We start from the raw sequence: 15359 nt of genomic DNA, 5'->3' as shown, positions 1-15359 counted from the left end.
TGTCGCTATTTTACAACACTGTTAATAAAAAGTAGCGTAATTTAATCTCCTGTTAACTTGGTTGCGAATCACAGTTGGGGGAGACCTACTTGGACTTACTAAATTTCACCATAGATAACTTAGCGCTGCTAGGTACGCTTACCATGGAGCACATCTCTTTGGTCGCTCTGGCTGTTGGGCTTGCCATCTTAACTGGCGTACCTATCGGCATTCTTATCACACAAAATGAGCGCGTTGCGAAAGTGGTGCTTTACGTAGCGTCCATCATTATCACCATTCCTTCAATCGCACTGTTTGGTTTGATGATTCCTCTCTTATCGACCATTGGTCATGGGATTGGCTACGTGCCCGCCGTGATTACCGTACTGCTTTATTCTCAGCTACCTATTATTCGCAACACTTATACCGCCATTCACAACGTAGAACCGTCACTCCGAGAGGCAGCTCGCGGCATCGGGATGACGCCTTTTCAGCGTTTGAAAATGGTGGAAATTCCATTGGCGATTCCGGTGATTATGGCGGGTGTGAGAACGGCAGTAGTAATGAATATTGGCGTTATGGCGATCGCCGCGTATATCGGAGCAGGAGGGCTAGGCGTGTTTATCAGTCGTGGCATCTCGCAAAGTGATCCTCGACAACTGATCGTTGGTGCCATCGCCGTTAGCCTTCTGGCTATCATCGCGGATTACGGATTGATTCGACTACAAAAAAGATTAACGCCACCGGGCTTAACCGCTGCTCGATAAAGGATAAATAATAGGGACATTCAAATGATCAAAATTGACAAGCTAACCAAAATTTTTGAAACGCCTAATGGCCCGGTGACTGCCGCAGATCACATTGAGATGGAAGTTCCCAGTGGTGAAATTTGTGTGTTACTTGGCCCATCCGGTTGTGGCAAAACCACCACGCTGAAAATGGTCAACCGAATTATTCCCGCGACATCGGGCAAGATCTATCTTGGTGGTGAAGATACTTCTGGGATGGATACGGTCACTCTGCGCCGCAACATTGGCTATGTTATTCAGCAAATTGGCTTATTTCCCAACATGACGATCGGCGAAAACATCGCGGTGGTTCCCAAGTTATTAGGGTGGGATAAGGCAAGGTACATGACGCGTGCAAAAGAGCTATTGGAGATGGTGGCTCTTGATCCTAGTGTCTTCCTTAATCGTTATCCAAATGAGTTGTCTGGCGGACAGCAGCAACGAATTGGAGTTGCTCGAGCTCTAGCTGCGGATCCTCCCGTCATGCTGATGGATGAACCTTTTGGTGCGATTGACCCGATCAACCGTGAAGTAATTCAGGATGAGTTCCTTAAAATGCAGCAAGAGCTCAACAAGACCATCATGTTTGTCAGTCATGACATTGATGAAGCGGTCAAAATGGCCGATAGAATTGCGATTTTCCGTGATGGTCACCTGGTTCAGTACGATACGCCTGACGATTTGCTCGCACACCCGAAAGATGATTTCGTGAAAAACTTTGTCGGAGATGATCGCGCACTTAAACGTCTACGCTTAGTGACGGCTGAGTCCGTCATGCAGACCACTTTTGCGTACGTGAAACCTAACGATACGCTTGCCGACGCTCTAACCAAAATTGACGCGTATGGGTATCGCGACGCCGTGATATTAGTGAATGACCAACACCAACCTATCGGTTATGTGCCCAAAGCTACCGCAATCAATATGAAGGGGTACTGCGGCGAACATTATGTCGGCCTGAAAACAATCGCCCGAACCACGGATGATCTGCGTAAAGTCGCGTCGAAGATGTTCACGCACGACATTGTTTGGATGCCGTGTGTTGACGAGAATGGCCGCTTAGTGGGCGAAGTCACACAGCGCGGCATTACCCATTATCTAGGCGCAACTTATCAGCGCGATACCTCTCTTAGTGAGCCACAGCCATTGCATCAGGCTAAGGAGGCATCGTGACCAATCAGCTCAAACAAACCTACTATTTCGTTTTATTAGCGTGTGTCTTTGCGTTGGGTATTTATTTACAAGGCGCGGGTACGATCGATGATTTCCTCTACTACCAAGAAGACATTGTTTATTTGACGGTTCAGCACATTGAACTGGTGCTGCTGTCTGGTGGATTGGCGATCCTAATCGCGATTCCCGTCGGCGTATTGCTCAGCCGTCCCCGTTTTCAGAAAGTCGCAGAATCGGCGATGCAGATTTTGAATGTGGGGACCACGATTCCTACTTTAGCCATTCTTGCGCTGGCAATGAGCTTTCTTGGCATTGGCACCGTGCCAGCGGTATTTGGGCTGACGATTGCCTCGTTGTTACCGATTGTCAGAAACACCTATATCGGACTGAAAGAAGTGCCCGCTCATTTAAAAGAAGCGGCGTCAGGCATTGGTATGACCGAGTTACAAATGTTGTTTCAGGTTGAAATTCCTAATGCGCTGTTCGTCATTTTTGCCGGTATCCGCACGGCGTTAGCTGTCAACGTGGGCACCGTTCCACTGGCCTTCTTAATTGGTGGTGGTGGGTTAGGGGAGCTCATTTTTACCGGTATTGATCTGGATGAACCCATCATGATGCTGGCAGGCGCTATTCCTACAGCGATGCTGGCTATCGCTATCGACAGTGTGGTAGGAGCCGTTTCCTATGTCACTGTACCTAAAGGCTGTAACCCTATTAGAGCTAGACAATAACAATCCTAAAAATTGAACACAGACAGGAGTCAAACATGTTGAAGCAAATTACTCGCCGCTTGCTGGCCGTTGGTGTACTGCTTTCAAGTTTTCACGCATCTGCGGAAATCGTCGTAGGTGGTAAAAACTTTACAGAACAACAGCTTTTAACGGAGATCACGTCTCAATATTTAACCAAAAAAGGCTACGACGTTGATAAGCGCTCGGGCATGGGCAGTGCGGTTTTGCGTAAAGCGCAAGAAAACGGCCAGATTGATCTTTATTGGGAATACACGGGCACATCACTGATCATTTACAACAAAGTCAAAGACAAGCTCCCAGCAGAGCAAGTGTATCAACGCGTTAAGGAACTCGATGCGAAGAAAGGCCTAGTTTGGCTTAACCCTTCAAAAGCGAACAACACCTACGCGCTCGCTATGCGCAGTGACGATGCGAAACAACGTGGCATCTCAACCTTATCCGACTTCGCCGAGCAAATGCGCCAAGACCCGCCAATGACCATTGCTTTGAATGCGGAATTCTATGCACGAAAAGATGGCTTCCGACCTTTACAGAAAACCTACAAATTCAAAGCTTCACGTGACCAAGTGAAACGCATGGATACTGGGTTAACTTATGATGCGCTAAAAGGGAAAGAAGTCGATGCTGCGCTCGTATTCGCAACAGATGGTCGTATCAAAGCATTTGGTTTTACCGTTTTAACGGATGACAGACAGTTCTTCCCTGATTACGCGATCACTCCTGTGGTTCGCCAAGAAACGCTAGATGCGAACCCAGAGCTTGCCGAGCAAATGAACGCGCTTTCTGCGGCGATCGATGGCGATACGATGTCGACTTTGAATCAACAAGTTGATGTGGAGCGACGTTCGATCTCAGAAGTCGCAAGCCAGTTCCTATCTGAGCATAACTTGGGGTAATACCATGACTATCCTGCAAGTCAGTGTGGCCCAAATCAACGCCCAGTTAGGCGATGTGAATGCCAATCTGAATACTCATCAGGATTACATAAAGCAAGCTGCGGCTATAGGGTCGCAGCTATTGCTGTTTCCTGAACTCTCCTTGACCGGATACCAGCTCCAATCCTCTGTGCGTGAAGTCGCCATGAAGCGTGATGATGCTCGGCTTAAAGAGCTTGCGCAACTTGCGCCGCAGATGTCCGTGATTGTCGGCTTTGTGGAACAGGCCGCTCCGGGAGAGTACTACAACGCGATGGCTTGGTTGCTCGGTGGTACGGTGGTTGCTGTGCATCGCAAAATCAATTTACCAACCTATGGTGGGCTTGAAGAGGGCAAGTGGTTTCATTCGGGAGAGGCTACCACCAGCGTTTCTCTTGATGATAATTGGCGAGGCTCGGTTTTAATTTGTGCCGATTTATGGAATCCACCTTTGGTTCATTGCGCATTACTCGATAAGCCTGAAATTTTGCTCGCGCCGATCAACTCGGCCAGCAGTATTGTCAGTAAAGACTTTTCCAATGAAGACAACTGGTTAGTTAACGTTAAATTCTATGCGGTGCTCTACGGAACCCCAGTTTTGATGGCCAATCGTTACGGGCCAGAGGGCGAAGCGTGGTTTTGGGGAGGAAGCTGTATTTTGTCTGCAACGGGTGAGCTATTGGCGCAGGCAGAAGACGGTGAAACCTTGATAACTGCGACCTTGTCATTGGACGATATTGATAAAGCCAGATTCGAGCTGCCTACCATGCGAGACAGCAATACACCATTGATCACAACGCTATTGTCGAAGGCAAAACGCTAAAACTGGAGCAGTAGATGATGCAATCTATTCATCGATTTATTCACGAACTAACCTTTGAACAGCTTCCTGCTGACGTTATTGAACAAGCGAAATATTGCGTCTTGGATCTGTTAGGTGTCGCCGCAGCTGGTAAAGCGACGCAGCTGCAAAACATGGTAGCCAAACTCGCGCAGAAGCAGTTTTCCGGTGATACGCCGATGCTGTTTTCTGATCACACGGCCAGTGGTTGTGGGGCAACTCTATATGGCGGCATGTTGATTGACAGTATGGACGCGCACGACGGCCAAGTCCTGACGAAAGGCCATGTTGGCGTCGCTGTTTTTCCGGGGTTGCTCGCCAGTATGTATGAGTCAGCAGTTACGGGAGAAGAGTTATTAACGTCCCTCGTCATTGGCTACGAAATAGCAACTCGCGCCGGAATCGCGCTGCATCAAACCGCTTGTGATTATCATACTTCTGGTGCTTGGAATGCGTTGGGCGTCGCTGCGGTGTCTGCAAGAAGAAAAGAATTAACGGAGGCACAAACAGAGCATGCGCTCGGCATTGCCGAGTTCTATGGCCCGCGTAGCCAAATGATGCGTTGTATTGAACATCCAACCATGCTCAAAGACGGCTCTGGCTGGGGAGCGATGGCGGGCTTTGCCAGTGCAGAGCTGGCAGAAGAGGGCTTTACTGGCGCGCCAGCCGTGACTCTGCTGGACCAACAAACTCACGCTTTGTGGGCAGATTTAGGGCAGCGCTGGTATATTCTGGAGCAATACTTTAAACCGTATCCGGTTTGTCGTTGGGCTCAACCCGCGGTTGAAGCAGTGAGAGCGCTGCAACACGAAAATAAGCTAGAACCTGATGAGATTGAACTTATCGAAGTTCATAGCTTTCATCAGGCGGCGTGCTTGCATACCAAGCGCCCAGAGACAACCGAGCAGGCTCAGTACAGTTTGCCATTTTCAGTCGCGAGTGCGGTCATTGATAATACGGTCACGGTGGAGGCCGTCACCAAAGGACTGAAAGATCCTGCTCGCTTGGCACTTACGGAGCGGATGAGGTTAATTGAAGAGCCCGCTTACAATGATAAGTTTCCAGCCGAACGCTGGGCGCATGTCGTGGTGACGTTGAAAAATGGCGACAAACTGACTTCGCCTCCCTGTATTGCCCGAGGTAATCCTGAAAATCCTCTCAGTCGAGACGAGATGCGAGGTAAGTTTCGCACTTTGGCAGAGAAAGAATTGTCCGCTTCACGCGTGTCAGCGATAGAAGAGGGCTGTTTGCAACTTGATAAAGCCAGTAAAGAGCGGGTACTTGCTTGGCTATCATTGCTTTACCAAGGCACTTTGTCTGATAAGCCATCTGACACGTCGCCTAGCAAGTCACTATGAGATCGAAGAGATCGAACTTCTTTTCTTTTACTCAATCTTCTTTTCTTTTACTCAATCTTAAGCTAAACGTCGCTCTTCACGCGGCGTTTTTTCATAGCGTTTTTTGTAGCAGCGCGCAAAATACGATGTAGAACTGAACCCACAAGCGGTGCTGATTTGAGTGATGGACAGCATGGTTTGCAACAACAAATGTTGAGCGCGTTCTAAGCGCAATTGAAGGTAGTAATTGCCTGGTTTGTCTTGCAAGTATTGCAAAAATAATCTTTCCATCTGCCTGACCGACAACCCTACTTGCTCGCCAATTTCATAGCACTTTAGCGGTTCTTCCATGTTGGCTTCCATGATTTCTACAGCGTCGAGCAGGCGAGGGTGGCGGATGTTATGTTTACGAATTAACGACATCCGCTGTTTATCATGCGCGGGTCGAATCGCAGGGTGAATGCATTGCTCTGCCACTTGATTCGCCAAGTCACTCCCATGTTGGTTTGTAATTAAATGAAGCATCATATCCAAACCGGCTAAGCCGCCCGAACAAGTTGGTGTGCGTGGGTCGAATTCGTACAACTCACTGGTCACGTTAATGTTTGGAAACTCCTCTGCCAGGCTGTTGGCGGACTCCCAATGCACGGTACACGTTTTGTTTTTTAACAGGCCAGCTTTTGCTAACAACACGCTGCCTGTCGAAGTCGAGCCCACGGCGATGCCTTGACGAAGCGCCTGTTTTAACCACTGATTCACCGAGCCACTCGCAGCAGCAACATGGGCGCCAATACCTGCCACAACCAGCAGCAAGTCTAAATGAGCAATGTTGTTGATTGACTGTGTTGGCGAGAATGAAACGCCATTACTGGCCGACACTTCTTTATCTTCGAATCCATAAATATCCCACTGATACAAATCGCAACCAGCGAGGCGGTTGGCCATTCGAAGAGGTTCGATAACCGCCGAAAAAGAGAGCATCGAAAAATCAGGAATAAGGAAAAAACCAATGCGATACGTGTGTGTCGTTTTCATTCTCTGTGGTCACCAAGTGGGCAGTTCATCTATGTCGTATTTCTGGATAAGAATGTCGCAATTGTTAAATTATTGCTATCAAAATTCGAACATGATGTGACTTAAGACAAGGAGTTCTTTGTCGAGCATACACATTCATTTGGACGAGATAATTATGATTGAACAAAAAGCCCCAGTAATTAGTGATGGTCTACGCCTTGATGGCGCTTTCTTTACTGACGAGAACGTTAACAACCCAGACTTACCGATCGTTATTGTCTGCTCAGGCTTTACTGGGCAAAAAAATATTCACCCAGAGCGTTACGCGAGAGCCTTAACTGCGAAGGGCTTTACGGTATTCGGATTTGACTACCGTGGCTTTGGTGAATCTGAGGGTATTCGTGAGCGAGTTATCCTGGATGAACAAGTACGTGACATCGCCAATGCGGTTGCGGTTGTGAAACAGCGCGCTGACGAGGAAGGGCGCAAAGTCGTACTGGCTGGCTGGGGCATGGCGGGGGGATTAATTCTTGATGCTTACCGCGTTTGCCAAGATGCGATTGATGGCCTTATCTCCATGAACGGCTTTTATGATGCGGTACGTGTTCAGGTTGCTCAACGTGGCGAGCACGGTTGGAAAGCGTTCCGTCAATTTATGTTAGAAGAGCGTACACGTCTTGCTCTTGGTGGAGAAAAGCAGGGGATTGATCCATTTGAAATCTACCCGCTTGATCCAGTAAGCCGCGAATATGTATTCACTGAACTGGTCAAAGCGCCGGGCTACGGCGTGACATCTGATCTGGATTTTGCGGATTCTCTCATCAATTTCAAACCGGAAGCTCTACTGGACGAGCGATTTGCAGACGCGCCAATCTTGATTGCGCACGGTGCAGAAAACGACCTTCACCCAGTGACTGAGGCAAAGTCGCTGTACGCGAAATACCCTGGGCCGAAATCTCTATTCTTACTGCCTGAAGGTGGTCACACAGAGTGGATGTTGGACGACGATCCTAAGTTTATTCAGTTCTCTGGCGTGATCGCAAACTGGTTGAGTGAGAACTTCAGTTAAGTCTTCAAGAGGTGCTTTCGTTGATGGCACCTCTACCTTTCTGACAGGATGATTTTCGATGAGCATAATTCCATTTTGTGAAGCGGCTGACCCATTTGTACATAAACCAACAATTGCGATTCCTGCAGGCGCGGTTGATTGTCATGCCCACGTTTTTTCTTCACGTTATCCGTACAGTGAAACGCGAACCTACACGCCACCCGATGCCAGCGTCGGCGCGTACCTACATTTACACCAGCAATTAGGCATCCGTCATGGCGTGCTGGTTCAGCCGAGTGTGTATGGCAATGACAACCAGTTGCATCTTGATACATTACGGTATTTACGCCAGCAAGGTTACGACTACAAAGGCGTCGCGGTCGTGGATGCGGATGTTTCCGAGCAAACGCTGGATGAGCTACAAGAAGCCGGATTTTGTGGGGTGCGGATGAACCTGCTATTTAAAGGTGGTATTGAGTGGCGTGATGTTGAACGTTTAGCGGCTCGCCTTGCAGAGCGACACTGGCACCTTCAATGCTTAATTGATGTTTCGCAGTTTGATGACTTATATCAGCGATTAAGGGCTTTACCCGTGCCCGTAGTGATTGATCATCTTGGACATATGCCAACAAACAAGCTGATTTCTCATCCTGGTTTTCAAACCTTATTGAAGCTTAAGGCCGAAGGGAAAGTGTGGACAAAACTGTCGGCTCCGTATCGTTTGTCGCCTCAATCGCCGCCTTATGATGACGTTTCTCCATTTGCTCAAGCTTTGTTAGAAGCGAATGAAGAGCAATGTGTCTGGGGTTCGGATTGGCCTCACCCATGTTTTGCTGCTGAGATGCCAAATGATGGCCAGTTGTTAGATACCTTGTGGCACTGGACGCAAGATACGACACTGTTTAGCAAGATTCTGGTCGATAACCCCAAGCGCCTCTACCGCTTTTAACTCCGCATTTATGTTACCAACCTAAAAAGACAACCGTAAGGCACTGATTCAAATTATGCTTCCTGCACTTCCGCTACAGGTTTCCTCTGATCCTGTGGTTATCAAGTTCTTTAACACCCTTAAACAGCTTGGTTTCAAGGGGGATACTGATGCTCGCTATACCACTCGATTGAGTATGGCGACTGATAACAGCGTCTACCAGCAACTTCCTCTGTCGGTCGTCTTTCCTGCCAACCATCATGATGTGGTAATACTTGGCAAGGTCAGTGATCGTGATGAATTTAAGCACCTGACCTTTTCGCCCAGAGGAGGCGGAACGGGCACCAACGGACAATCATTGAACTCGGGGATCGTGGTTGATCTGTCTCGCTATATGAATCGAGTGTTAGAGATCAACGAGCAGGAAGGTTGGGTGAGAGTGGAAACTGGGATAGTCAAAGATCAACTCAACGACATCGTTCGCCCTTATGGTTATTTCTTCTCGCCAGATCTGTCGACCAGCAACCGCGCAACATTAGGTGGGATGATTAATACCGATGCATCAGGCCAAGGCTCTTTGCAATATGGTAAAACCTCGGATCATGTGTTGGCGCTCAAAGCCGTATTGGCGGATGGTTCGGTGCTCGATACCGAAGCAATTCAACAAAACAAATGGTTAAACAGTGATGTAGTATCGCGAGCGTTAAAAATTACGGAGGAAGTTTGTCGAGACAAGCGTCAACAGATTCTGGATAAGTTTCCTCCTCTGAATCGATTTCTTACTGGTTATGACCTAAAAAATGCCATCAACGACAAGAGTGAAGAGTTTGACGTCACGAGAATATTATGTGGCTCTGAAGGCACGTTAGCTTTTATCACTGAAGCCAAGCTCAATCTTACGCGAATACCTACCACGCGACGGTTAGTGAACGTTAAATACGATAGCTTTGATTCTGCATTGCGAAATGCTCCCTTGATGGTCGAAGCAGAGGCGCTATCGGTAGAGACGGTTGATGCAAAGGTGCTTAATCTTGCAAGAGAAGACATTGTCTGGCACTCGGTAAAACACGCGATCTCAGATGTGCGGGGCAAAGAGATGCAAGGGCTTAACTTTGTCGAGTTCGCAGGCAGTCACGACGATGATATTGAGGATAAAGTTGAACGCTTGCTTTCAATTCTCGATAAAGAAATGGCTCACCGACGCAGTGGTATCATCGGTTATCAAGTCTGTCGTGAACCCCAAGACATCCAGGCCATTTATGGCATGCGCAAGAAAGCGGTTGGGCTGCTTGGCGCGACCAAAGGTCAGGCAAAGCCGATTGCATTCGCGGAAGATACCTGTGTGCCGCCTGAAAATTTGGCGGACTTTATCGCGGAATTTCGTACGTTGCTAGACCGCAATAACCTGCATTATGGCATGTTTGGGCATGTGGATGCTGGCGTCCTTCACGTGCGTCCTGCGCTCGATATGTGTGACCCCGAACAAGAAGCGTTGATGCATCAACTGTCCGATGATGTGGTCGCGTTGGTGGCAAAATACAATGGTTTAATGTGGGGAGAGCACGGTAAAGGATATCGCTCAGAATATGGACCAGCCTTCTTTGGTGATGAGCTCTTTACTGAATTAAGGCGTATTAAAGCGGCGTTTGACCCCGACAATAAAATGAACCCGGGCAAGATTTGCACGCCACTGAATAGCGACGCTGAAATGGTAAAAGTCACAGCGACCAAGCGTGGCTACTATGATCGTCAGATCCCCGTAGAAGTCCGAGAGTCGCTTAAGCCCGTGCTGTCTTGCAATGGCAATGGGCTGTGTTTTAATTACGATGCTGATAGCCCAATGTGTCCATCATTTAAAGTAACAGCCGATCGTCGCCACTCTCCGAAAGGGAGGGCTGGGATAATGCGTGAATGGCTGCGTCGCCTTAATGACAGTGGCTTCGATTTGCTCGCTAACGAACAACAGCTTCTCAATCAAACATTATCGGTTAAGCTTTTGACTCAGAAGCTGAGTAAGTTGATATCTCGCCCCACATCTGATGATTTATCGCATGAAGTTTATGAGGTGATGAACGGTTGTCTAGCGTGCAAAGCATGTGCGAGTCAGTGTCCTGTTAAAGTTGATGTGCCTGATTTTAGAGCGCGTTTTTTACACCTCTATCACTCTCGTTATCGCAGACCTCTGCGCGACTATCTGGTGTCGAATATTGAGCAACTGCTGCCGATTATGGCAAAAGCCCCCAAGCTGGTTAATCAAATGGCATCTACTCGGCCCGTTACGCAAGTATTAGAGACATCCATCGGTTTTATTGATTCGCCAGTGCTATCTATCCCTACGTTGCAAAATCGATGTCAGGCACTTGGCGTGAGCCCGTTTGACTTTGCGTATCTAGAATCGCTTTCCCCAGAAGTGAAGCAAAATTACGTCTTGATTGTTCAAGATCCATTTACCAGCTTTTATGAAGCCGAGTTGGTTGCAGACTTTATTCAGTTATTGCAGCGGTTAGGGAAACACCCTGTTGTTCTGCCTTTCAAACCTAATGGGAAAGCTCAACATGTAAAAGGTTTCCTTAAGGCATTCGCCAGAAATGCACAAAACACTTCGGATTTTCTCAACCAAGTTGCTGAGCTTGAAATTCCTATGATCGGTATCGATGCTGCCTTAGTGCTTTGTTATCGTGATGAATACCATCAGGTTCTAAAAGAAAAGCGGGGCGAGTTTACAGTTTATACGGCTCATGAATGGCTGGTGGATACACTCAATGAATGGCCGCCAGTAAGTTTATCAGACGAAGAGCCTTGGTATTTGATGGCGCATTGCACAGAAAAGACCAAAGTACCGGAGACTGAGAAGTCTTGGCAGTCTATTTTTCATCACTTTGGTTTAAAGCTGCAAGTGATACCTACGGGATGTTGTGGCATGGCAGGGACATTCGGCCATGAAGTGGATAAGAAAAGTACGTCTGAAGCTATTTATCAGCTGAGTTGGAAACCGAATATAAAGAACCTGCCCACCGAGCGTGTGTTAGCCACGGGATATTCCTGCCGCAGTCAAGTTAAGCGTTTTGAAGGGGAGGTAGTTCGACATCCGGTCCAAGTTTTAGCCAGTTTGTTTAGTGCATAAGATGCTTAGGCAATTTAGTATACGAAAACGCTTGCCTTAAGACTTTACCTGCCTTTAATGTATCCGACCGCAGAACTTCAATCTGCTTAACAACACAGGAGAGAATTGGGCTTTCACTTCCGCTCGACAGAAACTCCTTTCAAATTGATACAACAGCGCAGCAAACTTCCCTTGCTGCGATACTGTGTTCCATATTTTGTGAGTACTTATGTTTAACTCAGAACGCAAAGCGACGGTTATTCTGGTTGCGACAACGATGATCGCGGCACTTGGTTGGATCTTTTCTAAGGAAACAATACAGGGTTTACCACCTTTCGGCTTTATCGGGGCGCGATTTACTATTGCATCGCTCTGTCTGCTGCCGTTGTGCTATCGACCTTTGTTGAAAGCGAATTTGAGAGATGTGCTTTCTGCTGGTGGTGTCGGGCTACTGTTAGGTAGTGCCGTTATGACATGGATTTACGCCATCTCCATCAGCGACACGCTCGGGGAAGGCGCATTTATCATGAGTCTCTCCATGCTATTTGTGCCGATTGTTGCGTGGGTTATGTTTCGTCAACGACCACAACGAATTTTCTGGCTTTCTTTGCCTATCGCGGTATTAGGTCTCGCCTGTCTCTCTTTAGTTGGCGGTTGGAAGCAATCGGCCAGTCAATTTTGGTTTCTTGGGGCGGCACTGGTTCTTGCGCTTCACTTTAATGTGAACAGTAAATATTCTCAAAAATTGCCTGTGTTGCTGCTTACTTGCGTGCAGCTTTTTTCTGCTGGTTGTTTAGGTTTGTTGGTTTCTTTCTTTATGGAGTCTTTTCCGGCAGAGGTTGACTCCTCCATTTGGTGGTGGTTCGCGTTGAGCACTTTGCTAGCGACGAGCTTGCGTTACGTAATGCAAACCATGGGGCAAAAATTTGTTCAGGCAGGTAATGCTGCCTTGATCATGATATTAGAGCCAGTTTGGACCGTCATTCTAAGCGTGCTGTGGTATGGCGAAGTGCTAACGGCAAATAAGCTAGTTGGCTGTGTGCTTATCTTATTCTCTCTTATTATTTATCGTACTGGCGGGCGATTTCGTTTGTCTATCCCTAGGTAGCTTCAAGAAATGTGGGTAGGGAACAATTTAGGAGTGAAGCATGGCCAATACTGAGCATCAGGAATCACTAGACTTTTTAGATATTTTAAGCGTCTGTTTATACCGTTTAGGAATTAGCGTATTTGCCTTTGGGCTTATCGCGATGACGATATCGGGTTTGCACCTTATTGAAGGTGCGGCATTTTATGATCGAAATGTGTTGCTGCTCATCGCCATTGCAGGTGTATTAACTGCAGCAAATATCCATGTCTACAGTAAAACTGTGCGTACTGTCATCAGCTGGTCAACTTGGGTGGGACTGCTCTTCATGGTGAGCGATCCAGACTTATCCCGCGTGTGGCTTTCTCTTGGTTTTGTCTTTGTCACTTTTTCCGGTGTGGCGCTGAAAGAATCCTTTTGTTTTAAAGTTCCAGGCTTGAAAGCGGTGCCAGTGCTACTTGCCATCGCAACCTTTGCGTTTTGTTTCGAAATACTGACGGTAGCGAATATTGCAACAGGGTTGTCTGGCTTAATTATGGGCTTCCTGTCTATATCAAAGTGGCGGATGCCACTTCATTTTGATATTGGTATCAAAGCAAACTACGAGGTTTAATAAACGCCTTAAGTTAGAGATGTCATACGGTTACGCAAAGCTAGCGATACTTTTGATGTGGGTTCTCGATTAAGCTCTTCGCTGATCATCCAGCCAGCTTTTGCTAACAGCTCCAAGTCGATCCCCGTTTCGATCCCTAATCCTTGGCATAAATACAGTACATCCTCCGTCGCGACATTCCCCGAGGCCCCATGAGCGTATGGGCATCCACCTAGCCCAGCTACACTACTGTCGATGGTATTGATGCCCATACTCAATGCTTGATGAATATTGGCGAGCGCTTGTCCCCATGTATCGTGGAAATGGACAGCAAGCAGGGGGAGAGGTGTAACCAACATGACGGCCTCCAGCATGGCTGCAATTCGATTTGGCGTGCCTGTGCCGATGGTGTCACCTAGAGACACCTCATAGCACCCTAAATCGATGAGGGATTTGGTCACGCTCGCCACCTGCCTAGGGTCTGTCGGACCGTCGTAAGGGCAATCGGCAACGCAGGATAGATAACCTCGAACAGGGATGCTGTGTTTGGTGGCTAATCGCATTACAGGCTCGAAGCGAGTTAAACTTTCTGCAATCGAGCAATTGATATTGTGTTGGCAGAATCCTTCTGATGATGAAGTGAAAATTGCGACCTGATTGGCACCAGCCTCCAAGGCTTGTTCGAATCCTTTTAGGTTTGGTGTCAGGGCAGAATAAGTAACATGATTTCGCCTTGTTATTGCTTTCATGACCTCTGTTGAGTCCGCCATTTGTGGCACCCATTTGGGCGAAACAAAAGAGCCCGCCTCAATATGCGTTAGCCCAGTATCAGAGAGTAAGTTGATCAACCGGATTTTAGTCTGGGTCGCAACAGGAGATTCATTTTGCAATCCATCTCGTGGACCTACTTCGACAATATTTACTTTGGAAGGCAGCATTACTTGTCCTGTGATTTGGTTACCCAACTTGGGCTTCGTTTTTCAAGAAACGCTTGCAAGCCATCTTGGCCTTGTGGCGATACCCTAATGTCCGCAATGAGCTTGCTAGTATAGTGAATCAGTTGTTGATCGATGGGGTTTTGATGACATTGGTGACAGAGCGTTTTCGCTTTGCGCATCGCATCTGGGCTATTAAGTAGTAACGTCTTGATCACGCTATCGACCGCACTTTCAAGTTGTTTGGCTTCTTTCACTTCGTGCACAATACCAAACCGTTCGGCATCCTCGGCTGAAATGACTTCACCACTTAAGATATAGCGTCTAGCTTGTCGATTCCCCATAGCGCGCATGACGTAAGGCGCAATGGTTGCCGGAACTAGACCAAGCTTAACTTCACTTAAGCAAAAGTTGGCACATTGGCTCGCGATGGCGATATCACTGCAACAAATCAATCCCAGCGCGCCGCCGTAAGCGGAGCCTTGTACAACCGCGATGGTGGGTTGAGGGAACGAATCTAGTGTTTCCATGAGTCTTGCCAAGTTTTGGGCATCAACGAAATTATCTTGCCTCGTGCTGTCGGCCATCGACTGCATCCAATTCAGGTCGGCTCCGGATGAAAAGTGCTTGCCGTTACTTCTTAATACCAAGCACCGCACATCCGTTCGTAAAGCGAGATAATCTAGACGATGGATCAGCAAGTCGATCGTACAAGCGTCAAAAGCATTGTGTTTGGCTGTTCTGTTTAGAGTGATGGTCGCTACGCCATTGTCATCGACATGCCAAAGAACATCATCTTGTCTTTGGGCGTTGGGAATAATGCTTGGTTGCATTTCCTGCATACTTACTTCCTTAATTTATCTCTGGA

The 15359-nt window shown here is 47.6% G+C and carries 14 protein-coding genes; 11 read left to right on the top strand and 3 right to left on the bottom strand.

Annotated features, from left to right (window positions below; genetic code table 11):
- The first annotated feature begins 143 nt into the window (after positions 1–143).
- From D8S93_RS14360 to D8S93_RS14335, 6 genes are read left to right on the top strand one after another with little or no spacing between them, the layout of a single operon-like run.
- Positions 144–746 (top strand): ABC transporter permease, encoded by a 603-nt coding sequence (locus tag D8S93_RS14360; RefSeq protein WP_005391019.1) that lies wholly within the window; start codon positions 144–146, stop codon positions 744–746.
- A gap of 24 nt (positions 747–770) precedes the next feature.
- Positions 771–1940 (top strand): ABC transporter ATP-binding protein, encoded by a 1170-nt coding sequence (locus tag D8S93_RS14355; RefSeq protein WP_048625214.1) that lies wholly within the window; start codon positions 771–773, stop codon positions 1938–1940.
- The gene (locus D8S93_RS14350; RefSeq protein ID WP_046873660.1) at positions 1937–2671 is read left to right on the top strand and encodes an ABC transporter permease; all 735 of its coding nucleotides are present in this window, start codon (positions 1937–1939) and stop codon (positions 2669–2671) included. Before D8S93_RS14355 ends, D8S93_RS14350 begins: the two co-directional genes overlap by 4 nt.
- A 35-nt stretch (positions 2672–2706) precedes the next feature.
- Positions 2707–3588 carry a glycine betaine ABC transporter substrate-binding protein gene (locus tag D8S93_RS14345; protein ID WP_152813887.1) on the top strand — a complete coding sequence of 294 codons (882 nt, stop codon included), beginning with the start codon at positions 2707–2709 and terminating at the stop codon, positions 3586–3588.
- Positions 3589–3592: 4 nt separating this feature from the next.
- The gene (locus D8S93_RS14340) at positions 3593–4429 is read left to right on the top strand and encodes a nitrilase-related carbon-nitrogen hydrolase (RefSeq protein WP_152813885.1); all 837 of its coding nucleotides are present in this window, start codon (positions 3593–3595) and stop codon (positions 4427–4429) included.
- A gap of 14 nt (positions 4430–4443) precedes the next feature.
- The gene (locus tag D8S93_RS14335) at positions 4444–5805 is read left to right on the top strand and encodes an MmgE/PrpD family protein (protein WP_152813883.1); all 1362 of its coding nucleotides are present in this window, start codon (positions 4444–4446) and stop codon (positions 5803–5805) included.
- 57 nt (positions 5806–5862) lie between these two features.
- Here D8S93_RS14335 and D8S93_RS14330 read toward each other — a convergent pair whose 3' ends face one another.
- Positions 5863–6819 (bottom strand): GlxA family transcriptional regulator, encoded by a 957-nt coding sequence (locus tag D8S93_RS14330; protein WP_047009304.1) that lies wholly within the window; start codon positions 6817–6819, stop codon positions 5863–5865.
- 154 nt (positions 6820–6973) lie between these two features.
- Here D8S93_RS14330 and D8S93_RS14325 point away from each other — a divergent pair, with 154 nt between their 5' ends.
- The 5 genes from D8S93_RS14325 to D8S93_RS14305 all read left to right on the top strand — a co-directional run bounded on the left by D8S93_RS14325 (position 6974) and on the right by D8S93_RS14305 (position 13577).
- Entirely contained in the window at positions 6974–7867 is an 894-nt protein-coding gene (locus tag D8S93_RS14325; protein ID WP_005375755.1) for an alpha/beta hydrolase, read from the top strand.
- Positions 7868–7925: 58 nt separating this feature from the next.
- Positions 7926–8795, top strand: coding sequence for an amidohydrolase family protein (locus D8S93_RS14320; RefSeq protein WP_152813881.1), 870 nt, complete (start codon positions 7926–7928; stop codon positions 8793–8795).
- A 55-nt stretch (positions 8796–8850) separates the two neighbouring features.
- Positions 8851–11898, top strand: coding sequence for an FAD-binding and (Fe-S)-binding domain-containing protein (locus tag D8S93_RS14315; RefSeq protein WP_152813879.1), 3048 nt, complete (start codon positions 8851–8853; stop codon positions 11896–11898).
- A 208-nt stretch (positions 11899–12106) separates the two neighbouring features.
- Entirely contained in the window at positions 12107–12985 is an 879-nt protein-coding gene (locus D8S93_RS14310) for a DMT family transporter (RefSeq protein WP_048625206.1), read from the top strand.
- Between the two features lie 40 nt (positions 12986–13025).
- Positions 13026–13577 (top strand): DUF2301 domain-containing membrane protein, encoded by a 552-nt coding sequence (locus D8S93_RS14305; protein WP_114322936.1) that lies wholly within the window; start codon positions 13026–13028, stop codon positions 13575–13577.
- Between the two features lie 8 nt (positions 13578–13585).
- Here D8S93_RS14305 and D8S93_RS14300 read toward each other — a convergent pair whose 3' ends face one another.
- Positions 13586–14494: a hydroxymethylglutaryl-CoA lyase gene (locus D8S93_RS14300; protein ID WP_152814042.1), complete on the bottom strand. Its 909-nt coding sequence runs from the start codon at positions 14492–14494 to the stop codon at positions 13586–13588.
- Positions 14494–15333 carry an enoyl-CoA hydratase-related protein gene (locus D8S93_RS14295; RefSeq protein WP_145535327.1) on the bottom strand — a complete coding sequence of 280 codons (840 nt, stop codon included), beginning with the start codon at positions 15331–15333 and terminating at the stop codon, positions 14494–14496. The genes D8S93_RS14300 and D8S93_RS14295 overlap by 1 nt, the downstream gene beginning before the upstream one ends.
- Between the last annotated feature and the right edge of the window lie 26 nt (positions 15334–15359).

It is taken from the genome of Vibrio sp. VGrn 2 (assembly GCF_009361695.1).
Classification (GTDB): domain Bacteria; phylum Pseudomonadota; class Gammaproteobacteria; order Enterobacterales; family Vibrionaceae; genus Vibrio; species Vibrio diabolicus.
Note: the sequence above shows the minus strand (reverse complement) of the source record. Positions and strands in the feature narration are given on the sequence as shown.

Coding starts and splice junctions, on each gene's coding strand:
- D8S93_RS14360 (WP_005391019.1), top strand. CDS start 144: ATGGAGCACATCTCTTTGGTCGCTCTGGCTGTTGGGCTTGCCATCTTA.
- D8S93_RS14355 (WP_048625214.1), top strand. CDS start 771: ATGATCAAAATTGACAAGCTAACCAAAATTTTTGAAACGCCTAATGGC.
- D8S93_RS14345 (WP_152813887.1), top strand. CDS start 2,707: ATGTTGAAGCAAATTACTCGCCGCTTGCTGGCCGTTGGTGTACTGCTT.
- D8S93_RS14340 (WP_152813885.1), top strand. CDS start 3,593: ATGACTATCCTGCAAGTCAGTGTGGCCCAAATCAACGCCCAGTTAGGC.
- D8S93_RS14335 (WP_152813883.1), top strand. CDS start 4,444: ATGATGCAATCTATTCATCGATTTATTCACGAACTAACCTTTGAACAG.
- D8S93_RS14330 (WP_047009304.1), bottom strand. CDS start 6,819: ATGAAAACGACACACACGTATCGCATTGGTTTTTTCCTTATTCCTGAT.
- D8S93_RS14325 (WP_005375755.1), top strand. CDS start 6,974: ATGATTGAACAAAAAGCCCCAGTAATTAGTGATGGTCTACGCCTTGAT.
- D8S93_RS14320 (WP_152813881.1), top strand. CDS start 7,926: ATGAGCATAATTCCATTTTGTGAAGCGGCTGACCCATTTGTACATAAA.
- D8S93_RS14315 (WP_152813879.1), top strand. CDS start 8,851: ATGCTTCCTGCACTTCCGCTACAGGTTTCCTCTGATCCTGTGGTTATC.
- D8S93_RS14310 (WP_048625206.1), top strand. CDS start 12,107: ATGTTTAACTCAGAACGCAAAGCGACGGTTATTCTGGTTGCGACAACG.
- D8S93_RS14305 (WP_114322936.1), top strand. CDS start 13,026: ATGGCCAATACTGAGCATCAGGAATCACTAGACTTTTTAGATATTTTA.
- D8S93_RS14300 (WP_152814042.1), bottom strand. CDS start 14,494: ATGCTGCCTTCCAAAGTAAATATTGTCGAAGTAGGTCCACGAGATGGA.
- D8S93_RS14295 (WP_145535327.1), bottom strand. CDS start 15,333: ATGCAGGAAATGCAACCAAGCATTATTCCCAACGCCCAAAGACAAGAT.